Annotated in this window: 18 protein-coding genes; 10 read left to right on the forward strand and 8 right to left on the reverse strand. The window is 72.3% G+C overall.

All coding sequences use genetic code 11. The features are described 5' to 3' along the window. Positions 1-144: 144 nt before the first annotated feature. The 3 genes from hutH to ACFWPS_RS48665 all read right to left on the reverse strand — a co-directional run bounded on the left by hutH (position 145) and on the right by ACFWPS_RS48665 (position 3,976). Entirely contained in the window at positions 145-1,683 is a 1,539-nt protein-coding gene (gene hutH, locus ACFWPS_RS48655; RefSeq protein WP_383719459.1) for a histidine ammonia-lyase, read from the reverse strand. Between the two features lie 90 nt (positions 1,684-1,773). After that, complete coding sequence (locus ACFWPS_RS48660; protein ID WP_383719382.1) at positions 1,774-2,919, reverse strand: diguanylate cyclase domain-containing protein; 1,146 nt, start codon at positions 2,917-2,919, stop codon at positions 1,774-1,776. Between the two features lie 256 nt (positions 2,920-3,175). Next, positions 3,176-3,976, reverse strand: coding sequence for an enoyl-CoA hydratase/isomerase family protein (locus ACFWPS_RS48665; RefSeq protein ID WP_383719385.1), 801 nt, complete (start codon positions 3,974-3,976; stop codon positions 3,176-3,178). Between the two features lie 212 nt (positions 3,977-4,188). Between ACFWPS_RS48665 and ACFWPS_RS48670 the strand changes: the two genes are divergently transcribed. Both ACFWPS_RS48670 and ACFWPS_RS48675 read left to right on the forward strand, forming a co-directional pair. Then, complete coding sequence (locus ACFWPS_RS48670) at positions 4,189-4,893, forward strand: hypothetical protein (RefSeq protein WP_383719388.1); 705 nt, start codon at positions 4,189-4,191, stop codon at positions 4,891-4,893. A gap of 257 nt (positions 4,894-5,150) precedes the next feature. Next, on the forward strand, positions 5,151-5,501 hold the full coding sequence (locus ACFWPS_RS48675; RefSeq protein ID WP_383719391.1) for a hypothetical protein: 351 nt from the start codon (positions 5,151-5,153) through the stop codon (positions 5,499-5,501). 18 nt (positions 5,502-5,519) lie between these two features. Here the strand turns inward: ACFWPS_RS48675 and ACFWPS_RS48680 are convergent, their stop codons facing one another. Together ACFWPS_RS48680 and ACFWPS_RS48685 are read right to left on the reverse strand one after the other, a co-directional pair. Beyond that, positions 5,520-6,632 carry an adenylate/guanylate cyclase domain-containing protein gene (locus ACFWPS_RS48680; RefSeq protein ID WP_383719393.1) on the reverse strand — a complete coding sequence of 371 codons (1,113 nt, stop codon included), beginning with the start codon at positions 6,630-6,632 and terminating at the stop codon, positions 5,520-5,522. 271 nt (positions 6,633-6,903) lie between these two features. Continuing rightward, positions 6,904-7,779: a biotin--[acetyl-CoA-carboxylase] ligase gene (locus tag ACFWPS_RS48685; RefSeq protein WP_383719396.1), complete on the reverse strand. Its 876-nt coding sequence runs from the start codon at positions 7,777-7,779 to the stop codon at positions 6,904-6,906. A 110-nt stretch (positions 7,780-7,889) separates the two neighbouring features. Here ACFWPS_RS48685 and ACFWPS_RS48690 point away from each other — a divergent pair, with 110 nt between their 5' ends. The 4 genes from ACFWPS_RS48690 (at position 7,890) to ACFWPS_RS48705 (ending at position 10,579) form a co-directional block, all read left to right on the forward strand. Then, entirely contained in the window at positions 7,890-9,482 is a 1,593-nt protein-coding gene (locus ACFWPS_RS48690) for an acyl-CoA carboxylase subunit beta (protein WP_383719399.1), read from the forward strand. 9 nt (positions 9,483-9,491) lie between these two features. Beyond that, the gene (locus ACFWPS_RS48695; protein ID WP_383719402.1) at positions 9,492-9,701 is read left to right on the forward strand and encodes an acyl-CoA carboxylase epsilon subunit; all 210 of its coding nucleotides are present in this window, start codon (positions 9,492-9,494) and stop codon (positions 9,699-9,701) included. A 109-nt stretch (positions 9,702-9,810) separates the two neighbouring features. After that, positions 9,811-9,939, forward strand: a complete 129-nt coding sequence (gene mmpB, locus ACFWPS_RS48700) for a morphogenic membrane protein MmpB (RefSeq protein ID WP_089099171.1) — start codon at positions 9,811-9,813, stop codon at positions 9,937-9,939. 37 nt (positions 9,940-9,976) lie between these two features. Further along, positions 9,977-10,579: a Maf family protein gene (locus ACFWPS_RS48705; protein WP_383719405.1), complete on the forward strand. Its 603-nt coding sequence runs from the start codon at positions 9,977-9,979 to the stop codon at positions 10,577-10,579. Here ACFWPS_RS48705 and ACFWPS_RS48710 read toward each other — a convergent pair. After that, positions 10,551-11,108 carry a hypothetical protein gene (locus ACFWPS_RS48710; protein WP_383719462.1) on the reverse strand — a complete coding sequence of 186 codons (558 nt, stop codon included), beginning with the start codon at positions 11,106-11,108 and terminating at the stop codon, positions 10,551-10,553. The genes ACFWPS_RS48705 and ACFWPS_RS48710 overlap by 29 nt on opposite strands. Positions 11,109-11,483: 375 nt before the next feature. Here ACFWPS_RS48710 and ACFWPS_RS48715 point away from each other — a divergent pair, with 375 nt between their 5' ends. Both ACFWPS_RS48715 and ACFWPS_RS48720 read left to right on the forward strand, forming a co-directional pair. Next, a complete protein-coding gene (locus ACFWPS_RS48715; RefSeq protein WP_383719408.1) occupies positions 11,484-13,256 on the forward strand; it encodes an acetyl/propionyl/methylcrotonyl-CoA carboxylase subunit alpha in 1,773 nt (590 codons plus the stop codon). Positions 13,257-13,333: 77 nt separating this feature from the next. Continuing rightward, positions 13,334-13,873 (forward strand): TetR/AcrR family transcriptional regulator, encoded by a 540-nt coding sequence (locus tag ACFWPS_RS48720; protein ID WP_383719410.1) that lies wholly within the window; start codon positions 13,334-13,336, stop codon positions 13,871-13,873. A gap of 114 nt (positions 13,874-13,987) precedes the next feature. Here ACFWPS_RS48720 and ACFWPS_RS48725 read toward each other — a convergent pair whose 3' ends face one another. Beyond that, a complete protein-coding gene (locus ACFWPS_RS48725; protein ID WP_383719465.1) occupies positions 13,988-14,923 on the reverse strand; it encodes a DeoR/GlpR family DNA-binding transcription regulator in 936 nt (311 codons plus the stop codon). A gap of 190 nt (positions 14,924-15,113) precedes the next feature. Then, entirely contained in the window at positions 15,114-16,562 is a 1,449-nt protein-coding gene (locus ACFWPS_RS48730) for an NAD(P)H-quinone dehydrogenase (protein ID WP_383719413.1), read from the reverse strand. Positions 16,563-16,658: 96 nt separating this feature from the next. Between ACFWPS_RS48730 and ACFWPS_RS48735 the strand changes: the two genes are divergently transcribed. Beyond that, entirely contained in the window at positions 16,659-17,099 is a 441-nt protein-coding gene (locus ACFWPS_RS48735) for a gamma-glutamylcyclotransferase (RefSeq protein ID WP_217551155.1), read from the forward strand. A 143-nt stretch (positions 17,100-17,242) separates the two neighbouring features. After that, complete coding sequence (locus tag ACFWPS_RS48740; protein ID WP_383719416.1) at positions 17,243-18,067, forward strand: purine-nucleoside phosphorylase; 825 nt, start codon at positions 17,243-17,245, stop codon at positions 18,065-18,067. The last annotated feature ends 565 nt before the right edge of the window (positions 18,068-18,632 follow it).

Below are 18,632 nucleotides of genomic sequence, written 5' to 3' on the forward strand. Positions count from 1 at the left end.
GTTCCCCGCGCCCCTTCGGGGGCGCGGGGAACTGCGCATCTTGGGGGCGCCACATGCCCCGCGCTTCTGGAAGAGGGCACGGGGGAGAAACCAAGGGGCGCGGGGAACTGCGCGCTCAGCCCCCACGCCCCCGCGGCCAAGCGACTACCGCAACGCCCCCGTCACCTTCTCCGCCGCAGCGACAACGCCCCCGCCCCGCACGAACTCCTCCGCAGCCGCCAGATCCGGCGCGAGGAACCGGTCGGGCCCAGGCCCCTGCACCCCCGCGGAGCGCACCGCATCGATCACCGCCCGCGAGGCCGGTGCCGGTGCCAGACCCTCCCGCAACTCGACGGCCCGGGTGGCCGCATACAGCTCGACGGCGATGATCCTCGTCAGATTGCCCACCGCGGTCCGCAGCTTGCGCGCGGCCGACCACCCCATCGACACGTGGTCCTCCTGCATCGCCGAGGACGGAATCGAGTCGGCCGACGCCGGAACGGCAAGCCGCTTCAGCTCGCTCACCAGCGCCGCCTGCGTGTACTGGGCGATCATCAGCCCCGAGTCGACGCCCGCGTCGTCCGCGAGGAACGGCGGCAGACCGTGGCTGCGGTTCTTGTCCAGCAGCCGGTCCGTCCGCCGCTCGGCGATGGACCCGAGGTCGGCGACGGCGATGGCGAGGAAGTCGAGGACGTAGGCGACCGGCGCCCCGTGGAAGTTGCCGTTCGACTCCACCCGCCCGTCGGGCAGTACGACCGGGTTGTCGACGGCCGACGCCAGCTCCCGCTCGGCGACCAGCCGCGCATGCGCCAGCGTGTCCCGCCCGGCCCCGGCGACCTGCGGAGCACACCGCACCGAGTACGCGTCCTGGACGCGCGGCGCGTCGTCCTGGTGGTGCCCGGTCAGCTGGGAGCCCTGGAGCACGGCGAGCATGTTGGCGGCGCTGTCGCCCTGCCCCGGGTGCGGCCGGATGGCGTGCAGCTCGGGCGCGAGCACCTTGTCGGTCCCGAGCAGCCCCTCAAGGCTCAACGCGGCCGTGACATCGGCGGACTTGTAGAGCATGTCCAGGTCGGCAAGGGCCATGACCAGCATGCCGAGCATGCCGTCGGTGCCGTTGAGGAGCGCGAGCCCCTCCTTCTCGCGCAGTTCGACGGGGGCGATCCCGTGCTCGGCGAGCAGCTCGCCTGCGGGCCGGACGACCCCGTCGGGGCCCTCGGCGTCCCCCTCGCCCATGAGCGTGAGGGCGCAGTGGGAGAGCGGGGCCAGGTCCCCGGAGCAGCCCAGCGAGCCGAACTCGTGCACGACCGGGGTGATGCCGGCGTTCAGCACGTCGGCCATGGTCTGGGCGACCTCGGGGCGCACACCGGTGTGGCCGGAGCAGACGGTCTTCAGGCGCAGGAACATCAGGGCCCGGACGACCTCGCGCTCGACCCGCGGTCCCATGCCGGCGGCGTGCGAGCGGACGATGTTGCGCTGCAGCTGAGCCCGCAGTTCCGGGCTGATGTGCCGGGTCGCGAGGGCGCCGAAGCCGGTGCTGACGCCGTAGACCGGTTCCGGCTTGGCCGCCAGCGCGTCCACGATCTCGCGGGCCGCCGCCAGCGCCGTGACCGCCTCCGCCGACAGTTCGATCCGGGCGCCGCCGCGCGCCACGGCGAGAACGTCGGACGCGGTGACACCGGTCGTCCCCACCACCACAGTGTGCATATCCATATTCAGGAGCGTACGCATTGAATGCGGCTGCTGTCACTAGTGGGGTACGGGGTTGACCCTTACTTGTACGTCACAGCCCGCATGTCACAGCCCCCGGCGCCCGCGGAAGCTCCGCCGCTCGGCCCGCTCCGGAGGCGGCGCGTCGGCCAGCCGTACGACGGGGTCGTCCGGCCCCTCCCGCCCGGCCACCACCGGCCGGTCCGCGCGCAGTGCCTTCGCCCGGTACTGGGCCGCGTCGGCGAGCCGGAACAGCCGGCGGGCCGAGCGCACCGGCCCGATCGGGTCCGCGGTCGAGGCGACGCCGCACGCGACCCCCTCGCCCAGTTCCAACTCCCCGGCCCGGCGGCAGAGTTCGTCGGCCGCCTTGACCACGTCGTCGGCCGGCGGGCCGACCGCCAGCAGACAGAACTCGTCCCCGCCGAGCCGCGCGGCGAGCGCACCGGGGAGCATCGCCCCGCACAGCGACAGGACCGAGCCGAAGCGTTCGAGGAGACGGTCGCCGACGGCGTGCCCGCACGTGTCGTTCACCTTCTTGAGCCCGTTGAGGTCACAGACGACGAGGCTGACCACAGCCCCGTCCGCGCGGTGCCGCTCGATCGCCTCGTCGAGGCGTACGTCGACGGCACGACGGTTGGCGAGCCCGGTCAGCGCGTCGGTGTACGCGAGCCGGCGGGCCTCCTCCAGCTGCTCGGTCTGCGCGATCCCGGCGGCGACGACGGAGGCCAGGACGGTCGCGAAGTCGGCGTCGGCACGGCCGAAGACGGGGGCGCGGGCGGCGCGGGCCACGTACAGCTCGCCCCAGGCCCTGCCGCGCAGCACGACCGGGGCGACCAGGCAGCAGCCGCGACCCCGGCGGCGCAGGGCGGCGACGCGCTGGTGGGAGTAGCCGGGGCGGCCGGCGGCGGTGCCCTCGGCCGTCTCGACCCAGGCGTTGGGGCCGCCGCCGCCCGCCCAGCGTTCGTGGAGGAACTCGGTGATCTCCGGGAACTGGTGCACCGGATAGGCCTCGGCCTCCGGGAACTCCTCCTCGTCCAGGGCGCGCTCCCCGACGTTCACGAGGACCCGCAGCCGGCCCAGCTCGCGCTCCCAGACGGAGAGCGCGGCGAAGCTGCCGTCCAGGGCACGGCAGGCGCCGGCCGCGGCGGCGTGCCAGCACTCACGTGGGGTGTGAGCCGCAGCCATGCCCTGCGCCAGCGCCACGACGGCAGCGAGCCGGTTGTCCTCACCCATCACTCCAGGTTAGGGATTATTTTGCACATTCGGGACATTGGTACGGCGAACAGGTGTTGCGGGGCCGGTGCATCGTCGCGGGCTGCGGCCCGGTGGGGGCTGATCGCGCAGTTCCCCGCGCCCCTAAAGGGGCGCTTCGCCCGCCGCATCTCCCCAGCCGCGGGCAGTCGTGCCGCTGGGGCGGCACGGGTGGGCGCGGGCGGCACCCTGCAAGCGCCGGTAAGCGTCCCCACCCCCGCCCCAGCCCAGCCGCACCTCACTCCCCCGGCCACTGCGGCGACCGCTTCTCGTTGAACGCCGCCACCCCCTCCGCCCGGTCCCCCGAGAACGCCACCGTCCGCCACGCCGCGTCCTCGACCTCGAGCCCCGTCCGCAGGTCCAGCCCATGGCCCAGCCGCAGCGCCCGCTTCGCCGCCCGCAGCCCCACCGGCGAGTTCGCCGCCATCCGGGCCGCCAGCGCCAGCGCCGCCTCCCGGTCCTGCCCCGCCTCCACCAGCTCGTCGACCAGGCCCAGCGCACGCGCCTCCGGCGCCTCCACCCGGCGCGCCGAGAAGACCAGCTCGGCGGCGCGGGCCGCGCCGACCCGGCGGGGCAGCAGCTGCGTGCCGCCACCGCCCGGAATCACGCCCACCGACACCTCGGGCAGGCCCACCACGGCCGTACCGTCGGCCACGATCACATCGCAGGACAGCGCCAGCTCGAAGCCCCCGCCGAGCGCGTAGCCGTGCACGGCGGCGATCGTCGGCATCGGCAGCTCCAGCACGCCGGTGTACGCGCCGCGCGACAGCGGACGGGACCGGAGCAGCTCCGCGTCGCTCATCCCGTTGCGCTCCTTCAGGTCGGCGCCGACGCAGAACGCCCGCTCGTGCGACGAGGTCACCACCACCACGCGCGCGTCCCGGTCGCCGCCGAGCGCGGCACACGCGGCGATGACCGAGCGCGCCATCGCCATCGACACCGCGTTCATCGCCTTGGGCCGGTCCAGCACGAGCTCCGCGACGTGTCCGTGCCGCCGTACCAGCACGAACTCCCCGTACCGCTCCTCGCTCCCGCTCATGTCACCCTCCGCTCGACCCGCCAATGCGTTAACGCCTGTTAACTCCCCGATCATCGCAGCCGGGGCAGGCCGGGGGAAAGGGGCACCGGCCTGCCTGGACACCCTCGTTCGAGTGACATCCCGGGAGACTTCCGGCGCACGCCCCATGGGAGCGCATAACGTGCGCTCGCCACGGCGCATAGGGGGCGCGAGCGCATCGGGGAGGGATCGTGATGACCGAGACGTCGACGCAGCCGACGCGAGACACCGACCTCGCGGCCACGGAGCCGACAGGGCCGGTACCGAAGCCGTCGGCCACGGACACCGCGCAGCCGACGGCACGGACCGACCGGGCACCCACGGCCCGGCCCGCCACGGACACCGCCCCGACCGGCCCGCGCCTCTTCACCCCCCGCCCCCGAGGCCGGCATCGCCGCCCCCGCCCCCACAGGGTCCTGCTCGTCGCGGGCGGGATCGCGCTGGCCGCCGGCGCCCTGAGCCTCGTCCGGGTGGGCGTCCATCCGGGCGTCGGCGGCCCCGGCGCCGCCGAGGCCGAACCCCGGCTGGATCCGGGCACGGGGACGGACCGCTCGGCCCCCGCCGCCGCCACGGTCGCCACCGGCACCGCCACCGCCATCCCCCGGGTGAGCGCCTCGCCGGCCTCGCTGACGGGCGGGGCGAGTACGACACCGACGGCGGCCTCCACCCTCGTACCCCCGCCGGCCACGACCCCGGCCGCCGCACAAGCCGCCCCGGGCACGACCACCATTCCCGAGTCCCCGAACGCACCGGCCCCCTCGACCGACCCACGGCCGAACCAGACACCGCCCCGGACCACACCCGCCGCCACACCCACCCCCACCCCCACACCCCAGCCCTCCGCCCCCGCCCACTCCGACCTCTGCGTCCCGATCATCGGCCTGTGCGTCGGCCCCTAGGGACGCCCGTCGACCGACCCTCCTCCCACCGCCGTCACGAGAGCCGCGGACGGCGGGAACCTGATCCGGGTCGGTCCGGACGGCGTCCTCGACGACGCGACCGCGGCCAATACGATCGCCCATGAGCTGCGCCAGGCCCGCTACTTCCTGAAGCACGGGACCTTCGAGGGCGAGGAGCACGGAGACGGCGACTCGCTGGACGACTGCACCCCGTACGGCTCGGGCAACGCCCCGGAGGACTGGATCGAAGGGAACAGATGAACGAGCCGACGGTATGGCGGGAGACGGACTCCGAGGAGCACCGGGCCTGGCGGCAGGTGTTCAACGAGGTCTGGACCGGCCCGGACCTCGACAGCCCGTGTCCGGTGTGCGGCGCCCGTGCGCTGCATCGCTGGTACCTGCTGGAGGACGACGAGGCGAAGGTCTTCCGGGGGGTTCCGTTCAGCGGCCGCGGACGACTGTGGGAGTGGTGCTCGGTGTGCCGGACCTTCGAGCACTACCCCGACGGCCACGTTCCCGGGTGGTGGACCGCCCCCTACGACGTCCCGCCCGGGTTGCTCCGGTACGACCCGGCACCCGTCGAGGAGGCACGCCTGGCCGCGCTGTGACGGTGCACCGGCGAGGGGTCAGGACGGTGACGCCCCGTCCCGCCGGGTGAGCAGCCACGGCTCCACGACCCCCAGGCCACGCACCGGGCGCTGCCACATCGGCTGGAGCGCGAAGCGGTACGACGGGGGCTCCTCGCCCTCCTTCTCGGCGGTCGCCGCCTCCTCTGCGGCGGCCGCCTCCGAGGCCGGCGCCTCCCCCACCCGGATCAGCTCCTCCGCGAACGCGCTGTCGACGAGCACGGCGTCGCGCGGCGCTATCGAGGTGAGGCGGGAGGCGAGGTTCACGGTCGTACCGAAGACATCGCCCATTCGGGTGGTCACCGTGCCGAAGGCCATGCCGACGCGCAGCTCCGGCATCGTCTCGTCGTTCGCCATGGTCTCGACCAGGCGCAGCGCGATGTCGGCCGCGATACCGGCGTCGTCGGCGGCGTACAGGACCTCGTCGCCGAGGGTCTTGATGAGCCGGCCGCCACGGGCCGCCACCAGGTCGGCGGCGGTGGTCTCGAAGGCCTCGACCAGCTCGCCGAGTTCCTCCTCCTCCATGCGCCGGGTCAGCCGGGTGAAGCCCACGAGGTCGGCGAAGCCGACGGCGAGGCGGCGGTCGACCATCTCCTCGTCGTCGGTGGCCTGCACGACCCGGCCGGCCGAGGCGGCGAGCTGGCGGCGCCAGACGTAGACGAGGAACTCCTCCAGCTCGGGCAGGAGCAGTTCGACGATCGGGTACGTGACCTCGGTGCGGGTCATGCCCGGCTCGGGGGGCTCGGTCAGGCCCTCCAGGAAGGAATCCATCTGCCATTCCGCCAGACGGGCGGTGGTCTGCCCCGTCGACCGCGCCACCTGCACGGCCATGGCCTCGCTGAGCAGCCCCGCCTCGACGAGGCCGGCGAGCCGGCGCAGGGCCAGCACGTCGGCCTCCGTCAGCGCCTTGGCCTGCCCGATGTCGGCGAAGCCCATAGCCCGCCAGAACCGCGACGCCAGCTCCATGGAGACACCGGCGCTGCGGGCCGCCTGGAAGGGGGTGTAGCGGCGCTCGGCCCCGAGGATCAGGCCTTCGAGACGCAGCGCGAGGGGATCCTCGCCGGAGTCGGCGGCGTCCGCGCCCGCGCCGGAGCCCGTGTCGTCGACGGTCACGCCTGCTGCCCTTCCGATCTACCGCGGTCGCATACCGACCGGCCTCAACTCTACGGCAGCTGTGCGGTAGCTCACTTCGTGAGGTAAGCCGACTTGAGGAGATGCGAGGCGCTGCTTCGTCCCCGGCTGCAGGTGCGTGGGGGCTGGTCGCGCAGTTCCCCGCGCCCCTGACGGGGCGCTGCCCAGCCGCCCCTTTTTCAGCTACCCAGCGGCACCCTGCAAGCGCCGGTAAGCGCCCCACCCCCCGGCCCCAGCCCACCCGCACCCGCCCTCACGCCGGCCGCAGGTGCACGATGTCCCCCGCTCCCACCGGCTCCTGGACGCCCTCCCCCGTCGCGATCACCAGTCGCCCGTCGCCGTCGATCGCCACCGCCTCCCCGACCAGCGACCGGTCCCCGGGCAGCTCCGCCCGGACCGAGCGCCCCAGCGTCGCGCACCCCGCCGCGTAGGCCTCCTGGAGCCCGCTCGCGGCCGGATCGCCGCCTGCCCCGCGCCAGCGCCCGTACCAGTCCTCCAGGGACCGCAGGACCGCCCTCAGCAGCGTCTCCCGGTCCGTGCTCACCGCCCCGGCCAGCGCCAGCGACCCGGCCTGCGGCACCGGCAGCTCCGCCGCCCGGAGCGTGACGTTGATGCCGACGCCGACCACCACGGCGTCGTCGCCGGCCCGCTCCGCGAGGATGCCCCCGGCCTTGCGCTCCGCGTCACCCACGGTGACCAGGAGGTCGTTCGGCCACTTGAGCGCCGTGTCGACGCCCGCCGCCTTCGCCAGCCCCGTCGCCACCGCCACCCCGGTGAGCAGCGGCAGCCAGCCCCAGCGGGCCACCGGCACCTCGGCCGGCTTCAGCAGCACCGAGAAGAACAGGCCCGAGCGCGGCGGCGCCGTCCACTGCCGGTCCAGCCGGCCCCGCCCCGCCGTCTGCTCCTCGGCGACCAGCACCGCACCCTCGTCGGCGTCCCCCGCGACGGCCCGCGCCACGAGGTCGGAGTTGGTGGAGCCGGTGCGGTCCACGACCTCGATGTCGCGGTACAGGCCCCCCTGGCCGCCGTCCCGCACCAGGGCCTTGCGCAGCCCCGCCGGGTTCAGCGGTGGACGGTCCAGGTCGGACCAACGATTGTTGTTCGCATCTGCTGCATCTCGCGGCGTCATGCAAGCCACCCTAGGTGTGTTGTACGCCGCACTGCCGTTTGGTAGGCGCCCCACTACGCTACGGATGAGTAACCGTCCCCCCTTTTGAGCAGGCAGGGAGCCGCATCCCGATGTCCGAGCCGGAAGAGATCGACATTCACACGACCGCGGGGAAGCTCGCGGATCTCCAGCGCCGTGTCCATGAAGCGACACACGCCGGTTCGGAGCGCGCGGTCGAAAAGCAGCACGCCAAGGGCAAGCTGACGGCCCGTGAGCGGATCGAGCTGCTCCTCGACGAGGGCTCCTTCATCGAGCTGGACGAGTTCGCCCGGCACCGCTCCACCAACTTCGGACTGGAGAAGAACCGCCCCTACGGGGACGGCGTCGTCACCGGGTACGGCACGGTCGACGGCCGGCCCGTCGCCGTCTTCTCGCAGGACTTCACCGTCTTCGGCGGCGCCCTCGGCGAGGTCTACGGCCAGAAGATCGTGAAGGTGATGGACTTCGCCCTGAAGACCGGCTGCCCGGTCATCGGCATCAACGACTCCGGCGGCGCCCGGATCCAGGAGGGGGTCGCCTCCCTCGGTGCCTACGGCGAGATCTTCCGCCGCAACACCCACGCCTCCGGCGTGATCCCGCAGATCTCGCTCGTCGTCGGCCCCTGCGCCGGCGGCGCGGTCTACTCCCCGGCCATCACCGACTTCACGGTCATGGTCGACCAGACGTCCCACATGTTCATCACGGGCCCGGACGTCATCAAGACGGTCACCGGCGAGGACGTCGGCTTCGAGGAGCTGGGCGGCGCCCGGACCCACAACTCCGTCTCCGGTGTGGCCCACCACATGGCCGGCGACGAGAAGGACGCCGTCGAGTACGTCAAGCAGCTGCTGTCGTACCTGCCGTCCAACAACCTCTCCGAGGCCCCGGTCTTCCCCGAGGAGGCCGACCTCACGGTCACCGACGAGGACCGCGAGCTGGACACCCTGGTCCCGGACAGCGCGAACCAGCCGTACGACATCCACACGGTGCTCGAACACGTCCTCGACGACGGCGAGTTCTTCGAGACGCAGGCCCTGTTCGCCCCGAACATCGTCACCGGCTTCGGCCGCGTGGAGGGCCACCCGGTCGGCATCGTCGCCAACCAGCCCATGCAGTTCGCCGGCTGTCTCGACATCAAGGCGAGCGAGAAGGCCTCCCGCTTCGTCCGCACCTGCGACGCCTTCAACGTCCCGGTCATCACCTTCGTCGACGTCCCCGGCTTCCTGCCCGGCGTCGACCAGGAGCACGACGGCATCATCCGCCGCGGCGCCAAGCTGATCTACGCCTACGCCGAGGCCACCGTCCCCCTCATCACCGTCATCACCCGCAAGGCCTTCGGCGGCGCCTACGACGTCATGGGCTCCAAGCACCTGGGCGCCGACCTCAACCTCGCCTGGCCCACCGCCCAGATCGCCGTCATGGGCGCCCAGGGCGCCGTCAACATCCTGCACCGCCGCACCATCGCGGAGGCGGAGGGCTCGGGAGAGGGTGAGGCCACCCGGGCGCGGCTCATCCAGGAGTACGAGGACGCCCTCCTCAACCCCTACACGGCGGCCGAGCGCGGCTACATCGACGCCGTCATCATGCCGTCGGACACCCGGCGCCACGTCGTACGGGGCCTGCGCCAGCTCCGCACCAAGCGCGAGTCCCTGCCCCCGAAGAAGCACGGCAACATCCCCCTGTAAGGAGCCGCTGTGACGATCAAGGTCATACGGGGCAACCCGACCCCGGAGGAGCTGGCCGCCGCACTGGCGGTCGTAAGAGCCCGCGCGGCAGCCGCGGCGGCCGCCCCGTCCGACACCCCACCGACCAGGACCGCCTGGTCCGACCCGAGCCGCATCGCCCGCCACCGACTGCCCCAGCCGGGCCAGAGCGCATGGACCCGCACCTACTGGCCGAGCTGACGGTAAAAGAGCAGGGGCGCGGGGAACCGCGCACAGAAGTACAACCCCGGGCTCCGATTTGAGTACCCCTACTCAGGCGCCCCCGTCGGCCAAGCCCCACGCTGGTGACATGCTGTGGTCGGACCCCGAAGACGAGCCGCCGAAGGACCTGCAGGACATGCAGAACACCCTCCGGCGGCTCGGCATCTTCCTGGCCCTGGTCATGGTCGTACTGATGATCGTGCTCGGCGTGAGGTGAGCAGCCCCCTGTCGGCCCACACCGATACGCTGCCCCCATGCGCAGACTCGTCCTCGCCTCCCAGTCCCCCGCCCGGCTGAACCTCCTGCGCCAGGCGGGCCTCGCTCCCGAGGTGATCGTCAGCGGTGTCGACGAGGAGGCCGTCACCGCGCCCACCCCGGCCGATCTGGCGCTCGCCCTCGCGGAGGCGAAGGCGTCCGTGGTGGCCGCCCGCCCCGACGTCCAGGGCGCGATCGTCATCGGCTGCGACTCGGTGCTGGACATCGACGGCCAGGCCCTCGGCAAGCCGGCGGACGCCGAGGAGGCCACCGCCCGCTGGAAGTCGATGCGCGGCCGGGCCGGCACCCTGCAGACCGGGCACTGCGTGTGGGACACGGCGAGCAAGCGCTGGGTGTCGGCGACCGCGTCCACCGTCGTACGGTTCGGCGAGCCCACCGACGAGGAGATCGCCACGTACGTCGCCTCGGGCGAACCCCTCTACGTGGCGGGAGCGTTCACCCTGGACGGCCGCAGCGCGCCGTTCATCGAGGGCATCGACGGCGACCACGGCAACGTGATCGGCATCAGCCTGCCCCTGGTCCGCCGACTGCTGGCGGAGCTCGGCGTCGGCATCACGGAGTTGTGGGCGCCGGCGGAGTGAACGGTGCCGCGGGCGGCGTGTCGTTCTTCGCCTCCGCCTTCGGCTCCGGCTCGGGCTCCGGTTCCGGGGCGCTCTCGGAGCCTGCGCCGTCCCCGCCCCCGTCGCCGCCCGCCGCCCCGGCACCACCGGCGGCGTCCGCCACCTGGTCGTACGTCATCAGCAGCAGTACGACGAGCGCGAGGACGACCAGCATGAACAGGAACGCGGTCCAGCCGATCAGGCCCCACGCGAAGGCGCCCAGCAGGCCGTGCACGACCGCCACGCTGACCAGGAGCACCCGGCCGAGGCCCGCGGGCGCGCGGTTGCGTACGGCGACCAGGAGCGCCACCAGGCCGCACAGCGCGAAGTAGAGGCCGAAGATGACGGCGCCCGCCTTCGCGGACATCGACATCCTGTCCGGGTCGAGACCGGCCAGGGACATGTCCTGCCGGTCGACGACCACTCCCATGAACCAGTTGAGTGCCGCGACGCCGAATGCCTCGGCGAAGAGTATGACCGCCACCACCCACGCCACCGGTCTGCGCACCACCGGTCCCCACCCACTTTCGTTCACGGCCCGGACCGAGCCGGTGTTACTTGAAGTACGTTCAAGACATCGCGAACGCTACTAACGGGTAAACCGCGGGACAAGGGTCCGGTCGGCAGCAAAGAAACGTTGGGCCATTCGTAGGGACTCAACAAAGAAACGGAGTGGGGCGCGGCACGCTCTCACAGAGACCTTGACCACACGACGGAGCTAGGGTTTCCCGAAGGAGTCCTGCGTACCGAGGTGCGACAAGGGATTTCGCGGGTCGGGTGAGCCTCGCATCACGCTCCGTGTGGGCAAGCTCACCACCGGGGACGGGTCGAAGTGCCGTGTCGGCAGTCCCTAAACTCGGCTTGTTTCAAGGAGGGAGCCTCAATCGTGCGCAAGGTGCTCATCGCCAACCGTGGCGAAATCGCTGTCCGCGTGGCCCGGGCCTGCCGGGACGCCGGGATCGCGAGCGTGGCCGTCTACGCGGATCCGGACCGGGACGCTCTGCATGTCCGCGCCGCGGATGAGGCGTTCGCCCTGGGCGGTGACACCCCGGCCACCAGTTACCTGGACATCGCGAAGGTCCTGAACGCGGCGCGCGAGGCCGGCGCGGACGCCATCCATCCGGGCTACGGCTTCCTCTCCGAGAACGCCGAGTTCGCGCAGGCGGTCCTGGACGCGGGCCTGACCTGGATCGGGCCGCCGCCGCAGGCGATCCGCGACCTGGGCGACAAGGTGGCGGCCCGCCACATCGCCCAGCGCGCCGGCGCGCCGCTGGTGGCCGGTACCCCGGACCCGGTCTCGGGCGCCGACGAGGTCGTGGCGTTCGCCGAGGAGCACGGCCTGCCGATCGCCATCAAGGCGGCCTTCGGCGGTGGCGGGCGCGGCCTGAAGGTCGCCCGCACCCTCGAAGAGGTCCCGGAGCTCTACGAGTCCGCCGTCCGCGAGGCGGTGGCCGCCTTCGGCCGCGGCGAGTGCTTCGTGGAGCGCTACCTGGACCGCCCGCGGCACGTGGAGACCCAGTGCCTGGCCGACCAGCACGGCAACGTGGTCGTGGTCTCCACCCGTGACTGCTCGCTCCAGCGCCGCCACCAGAAGCTGGTCGAGGAGGCCCCCGCGCCGTTCCTCTCCGAGGCCCAGGTCGCCGAGCTGTACCACGCCTCCAAGGCCATCCTCAAGGAGGCCGGCTACGTCGGCGCCGGCACCTGCGAGTTCCTGGTCGGCCAGGACGGCACGATCTCCTTCCTGGAGGTCAACACCCGCCTCCAGGTCGAGCACCCGGTGACCGAGGAGGTCGCCGGCATCGACCTGGTCCGCGAGATGTTCCGGATCGCCGACGGCGAGGAGCTCGGCTACGGCGACCCGGAGCTGCGCGGTCACTCGTTCGAGTTCCGGATCAACGGCGAGGACCCGGGCCGCAACTTCCTGCCCGCCCCCGGCACGGTCACCCGCTTCGACGCCCCCTCCGGCCCCGGCGTCCGCCTGGACGCGGGCGTGGAGGCCGGCTCGGTCATCGGCCCCGCCTGGGACTCCCTGCTCGCCAAGCTGATCGTCACCGGCCGCACCCGCGCGGAGGCCCTGCAGCGGGCCGCCCGCGCCCTGGACGAGTTCCAGGTGGAGGGCATGGCCACGGCCATCCCCTTCCACCGCGTCGTCGTCCGCGACCCGGCGTTCGGCCCCGAGCTGACCGGCTCCGAGGACCCCTTCACGGTCCACACCCGCTGGATCGAGACCGAGTTCGTCAACGAGATCAAGCCCTTCGCCGCCCCGGCCGACGCCGAGGCCGAGGAGGAGGCCGGCCGTGAGACGGTCGTCGTCGAGGTGGGCGGCAAGCGCCTGGAGGTCTCGCTCCCGGCGTCCCTGGGCATGACCCTGGCCCGCACCGGCCTCGCCGCCGGCGCCAAGCCGAAGCGCCGCGCCGCCAAGAAGTCCGGCCCGGTCGCCTCCGGTGACACCCTCGCCTCGCCGATGCAGGGCACGATCGTCAAGGTCGCGGTCGAGGAGGGCCAGGAGGTCAAGGAGGGCGACCTGATCGTCGTCCTGGAGGCCATGAAGATGGAGCAGCCCCTCAACGCCCACAAGGCCGGCACCGTCAAGGGCCTCGCCGCCGAGGTCGGCGCGTCCCTCACCTCCGGCGCCGTGATCTGCGAGATCAAGGACTGACGACACCCCGTACGGCATCGCCCGGCGAACGTCACCCGTTCGCCGGGCATCCGACTTTCTGGAGCGTGGAACGCCCCATGCGCGCCGACGCCCGCCGCAACCACGACCGGCTGCTCGCCGAGGCCCGCACCGTCTTCGCCGAGCACGGCACGGACGCCTCCCTGGAGGACGTGGCCCGCCGGGCGGGCGTGGGTATCGGCACCCTCTACCGCCACTTCCCGACCCGGCACGCCCTGATGAGCGCCGTCTTCGAGGAAGCGGTGAACGAACTCCTGTCCAGGGCCCGCGAGTTGCAGACGGCCCCGCACCCGTGCCAGGCCCTGCTGACCTGGCTCCACGAGGTGGTCGTCCACGCGGCGGCTTACCGGGGCCTGTCGAGGGCCCTGATGTCAGCGTCCCCGGACTCGGCCCTGTCCCGCTGCGGCACCCCGATGCGGGAGGCGGGCGCGGCCCTGCTGATCCGAGCTCAGGAGGCGGGGACGGTACGGGCCGACGTACAGATCACCGATCTCCTCCAACTCACCCATGCCATCGCCCTGGCAGCGGAGGAGTCACCGGGAGACCCTGAGCTGGCAAACCGCTTGCTCACCCTGACCTTGAAGGGACTCAAGCGCTAGAAACCCAGGGGCTCGGGGCTGTATCGATATGCGGCTGCCGCCGCGTGGGCGCGAGCAACCACACACAACCCGCACCCGCCCATCCACCTGCACCCCTACGGCGACCAGGCGGGCTTACCGCCGCCGCATATCGGCCACCCGCCCCCGCTCGGCCCCCGTCGGCGGCTCTCCCAGCATCGACGCCGACCGCAACCCCGGCCCCTGACTCCGCCGCGGCCCCGGCAGGGCGACGTCCCGACGCTGTTGCTGATGCTGCTGGCGCGGCGGGACCTGGTCACCCCCCGGGTTTCCCGACGCCCCGGCCACGGCGATCTGCACCCCCTGATCGGCAAGGGCCTGCAGCTCGGTGACCGCACGGTCGTCGTGGGCCGGCGGCTCGTCCGTGACCAGCCGGGTGATGACATCGGTCGGCACGGTCTGGAACATCGTGTCCGTACCGAGCTTGGTGTGGTCGGCGAGGATCACGACCTCCGCGGCGGCCTGCACCAGCGCCCGGTCGACGGAAGCCGACAGCATGTTGGACGTGGACAGCCCCCGCTCGGCCGTCAGGCCGCTCCCGGACAGGAAGGCCTTCGACACGCGCAGCCCCTGCAGGGACTGCTCCGCACCGGAGCCCACGAGGGCGTAGTTGGACCCGCGGAGCGTCCCGCCGGTCATCACGACCTCGACCCGGTTGGCGTGGGCCAGGGCCTGTGCCACCAGCAGCGAGTTGGTGACGACGGTGAGACCGGGCACTCTCGCCAAGCGGCGCGCGAGCTCCTGCGTGGTGGTACCCGCACCGACCACGATGGCCTCGCCCTCTTCGACGAGGCCCGCGGCGAGATCGGCGATGGCCGTCTTCTCGGCGGTCGCGAGATGAGACTTCTGCGGAAAGCCGGACTCCCGCGTGAACCCGCCCGGCAATACCGCACCGCCATGCCGGCGGTCGAGGAGTCCTTCTGCCTCCAGTGCGCGCACGTCCCGCCGTACGGTCACTTCGGAGGTCTGGACGACGCGGGCGAGCTCACGGAGCGACACGGCCCCGTTCGCTCGCACCATTTCGAGGATCAATTGGCGACGTTCTGCAGCGAACACGAAACTGACAGTAACCCCAACGACCGTCTGCTTTCAGCAGTTTGCGCCGAATAGCAGAAGTTGTTCGCACAGCAGGGTCGGGAGTGGTATAGGAGCCATCCACCCCGCCTATGCCGCACCCATGACCGGCAACTCCCCGTGACCAGCGGGGAGTCGGTTCCGGCCGTCAGAGCTCGCTGCCGGTCTTCCGCGTGTGCAGCTGACGCGCCACCTCGGCGATCGACCCCGAAAGAGAGGGGTAGACGGTGAACGCGTTCGCGATCTGTTCGACCGTCAGATTGTTGTCGACGGCGATCGAGATCGGATGGATCAGTTCCGAGGCCCGCGGCGAAACCACCACACCGCCCACCACGATCCCGGTACCCGGCCGGCAGAACAGCTTCACGAAGCCGTCCCGGATGCCCTGCATCTTCGCGCGCGGGTTGCGCAGCAGCGGCAGCTTCACCACCCGGGCGTCGATCTTCCCGGCATCCACGTCCGCCTGCGTGTACCCCACCGTCGCGATCTCCGGATCGGTGAAGACGTTCGACGACACCGTCTTCAGGTTCAGCGGAGCCACCGCGTCACCCAGGAAGTGGTACATCGCGATCCGCCCCTGCATGGCGGCCACCGACGCCAGAGCGAACACGCCCGTGACGTCACCGGCGGCGTACACCCCCGGAGCCGTCGTCCGCGACACCTTGTCGGTCCAGATGTGCCCGGAGTCGCGGAGCTTGACGCCGGCCCCCTCCAGCCCCAGCCCCGCGCTGTTCGGAATGGCACCGACGGCCATCAGGCAGTGCGAACCGCTGATCACCCGGCCGTCCGCGAGCGTCACCTCGACCCGGTCGCCGACCCGCTTGGCGGCGGCGGCCCGCGACCGCGCCATGACGTTCATGCCGCGGCGCCGGAAGACGTCCTCCAGGACGGCGGCCGCGTCCGGGTCCTCGCCCGGCAGCACGCGGTCCCGGGACGACACCAGCGTGACCCTCGACCCCAGCGCCTGGTACGCGCCCGCGAACTCGGCACCGGTGACACCCGACCCGACCACGATGAGCTCCTCGGGCAGCTCGGTGAGGTCGTAGACCTGGGTCCAGTTCAGGATGCGCTCGCCGTCCGGCTGGGCGTCGGGCACCTCACGCGGATGCCCTCCGGTAGCGATCAGCACCGCATCGGCCGTGAGCGTCTCCTCACTCCCGTCCGCCGTGCTGACCACGACCTTGCGGGACCCGTCGAGGGCCTGCATGCCCTCCAGCCGCCCGCGCCCCCGCATGACCCGGGCGCCGGCACGCGTCACAGAGGCCGTGATGTCATGCGACTGGGCAAGCGCGAGCCGCTTCACACGGCGGTTGACCTTCCCCAGATCGACCCCGACCACCCGCGCCGCCTGCTCCAGCGGCGGGGTGTCGTCGGCGACGATGATCCCCAGCTCTTCGTACGACGAATCAAAGGTCGTCATGACCTCGGCCGTAGCGATAAGGGTCTTCGACGGCACGCAGTCGGTCAGCACCGACGCTCCGCCCAGACCGTCGCAGTCGACGACGGTCACCTCCGCGCCGAGCTGCGCGGCCACCAGCGCCGCTTCATAGCCGCCGGGTCCGCCACCGATGATCACGATCCGAGTCACGTACTCCATTGTCCCGCACGCTTCAAGGTGCTATTGCCCGGGGGCCGCGCCCGGCGCCTCCCGGGACGGGAGTGACACCCGTGACGCCTGCCGTACCCTCTCTCCATGTCGTCGCTCTACGCCGCGTACGCCGGCAATCTCGACGCGCGGCTGATGTCCCGCCGCGCCCCCCATTCCCCCCTGCGCGCCACCGGCTGGCTGAACGGATGGCGGCTGACCTTCGGCGGCGAGCAGATGGGCTGGGAGGGCTCCCTGGCGACGATCGTCGAGGACCCCGTCTCCCAGGTCTTCGTCGGCCTGTACGACATCGCCCCGATGGACGAGGAGTCCATGGACCGCTGGGAGGGCGTCGCCATGGGCATCTACCGCCGCGCCCGGGTCCGCGTGCACACCCTGGAGGGCGAGGAGACCGCCTGGCTCTACGTCCTCGACGGCTACGAGGGCGGCCTGCCCTCCGCCCGCTACCTGGGCGAGATCGCCGACGCGGCCGAGTCCGCGGGCGCCCCCCACGACTACGTGATGGAACTCCGCAAGCGCCCCTGCTGAGACGCCAAGTCCCACAGACCACCCACAGCCCACCCAAAAGTTATCCGCGTCACACCCCTCATCGGAAACGACAAGACAACGATCGCAATCCCATGAGCTCCGTCATCTACGCGCGTAGGCCCAGACCGGCTACTCTCATGCGCGTGAACGCATCTCTTCTTCCGGACGACATCCAGGGCGACCCCCACGCCGCCGCCGACGCGGCCGCCGCTCGCCTGCGCGAGCTCACGGGCGCCGAGACCCACGACGTCGCCCTCGTGATGGGCTCCGGCTGGGCTCCGGCCGTCGACGCCCTGGGCGCCCCCGACGCCGAGTTCCAGGTCACCGAGCTGCCCGGCTTCCCGCCGCCGGCCGTGGAGGGGCACGGCGGCAAGATCCGCTCGTACTCCTCCGGTGACAAGCGCGCGCTGGTCTTCCTGGGCCGCACGCACTACTACGAGGGCCGGGGTGTCGCCGCCGTCGCACACGGCGTCCGCACCGCCGTGGCCGCCGGCTGCAAGACGATCATTCTCACCAACGGCTGCGGCGGCCTGCGCGAGGGCATGCGCCCCGGCCAGCCGGTCCTCATCAGCGACCACATCAACCTGACGGCGACCTCCCCCATCATCGGCGCCAACTTCGTCGACCTCACCGACCTCTACTCCCCCCGCCTGCGCGCCCTGTGCAAGGAGATCGACCCCAGCCTCGAAGAGGGCGTCTACGCGCAGTTCCCCGGCCCGCACTACGAGACCCCGGCCGAGATCCGCATGGCCCGCGTCATCGGCGCGGACCTGGTGGGCATGTCGACGGTCCTCGAAGCGATCGCTGCGCGCGAGGCGGGCGCCGAGGTCCTGGGCATCTCCCTGGTGACGAACCTCGCCGCGGGCATGACCGGCGAGCCCCTCAACCACGAGGAGGTCCTCCAGGCGGGCCGCGACTCGGCGGCGCAGATGGGCGAGCTGCTGGCGCAGGTGCTGGGCAGGCTCTGAGGACGCCATCCGGGTTGCCACCTGCGGTCCGATTGCGTCTGCGGGTCCATCGCGGCTGGTCGCGCAGTTCCCCGCGCCCCTTACGGGGCGCTGCAGTAACCCATGCCGGGACCGAAACGGAGCGCTGCAGTCACCCCGAGCCAGGATCGGGACGGGACGCTGCAGCCACCCCGTGCCAGGATCGGGACGGGACGCTGCAGCCACCCCGTGCCAGGATCGGGACGGGACGCTGCAGCCACCCCATGCCGCGGTCGGGGCGGGACGCTGCAGTCACCCCGTACCACGGTCGGGACGGACTCTGCAGTCACCCCGTACCACGGTCGGGGCGGGACGCTGCGGCTGCCGGCTGTCGCAATGGTTCGCAAGGGGACGGGGCGGGGAGTTTCCGCCCGCAGCGGCCGGCGTCCGTCGCCCCGCACAATCCGAGATGCACCACCGCCGGTCCGAGGACGGAGACTCCCCGCCCCCGCCCCCACCCACCCCCAACCCGAGGCCCCCACCGCCACCCCCCCCGAACCGCCCAAGCGCCGCCGGCACCCCACGCGAGGGTGGTAGCCCACCGGGC

The organism is Streptomyces sp. NPDC058457 (assembly GCF_042720695.1).
Classification (GTDB): Bacteria; Actinomycetota; Actinomycetes; order Streptomycetales; family Streptomycetaceae; genus Streptomyces.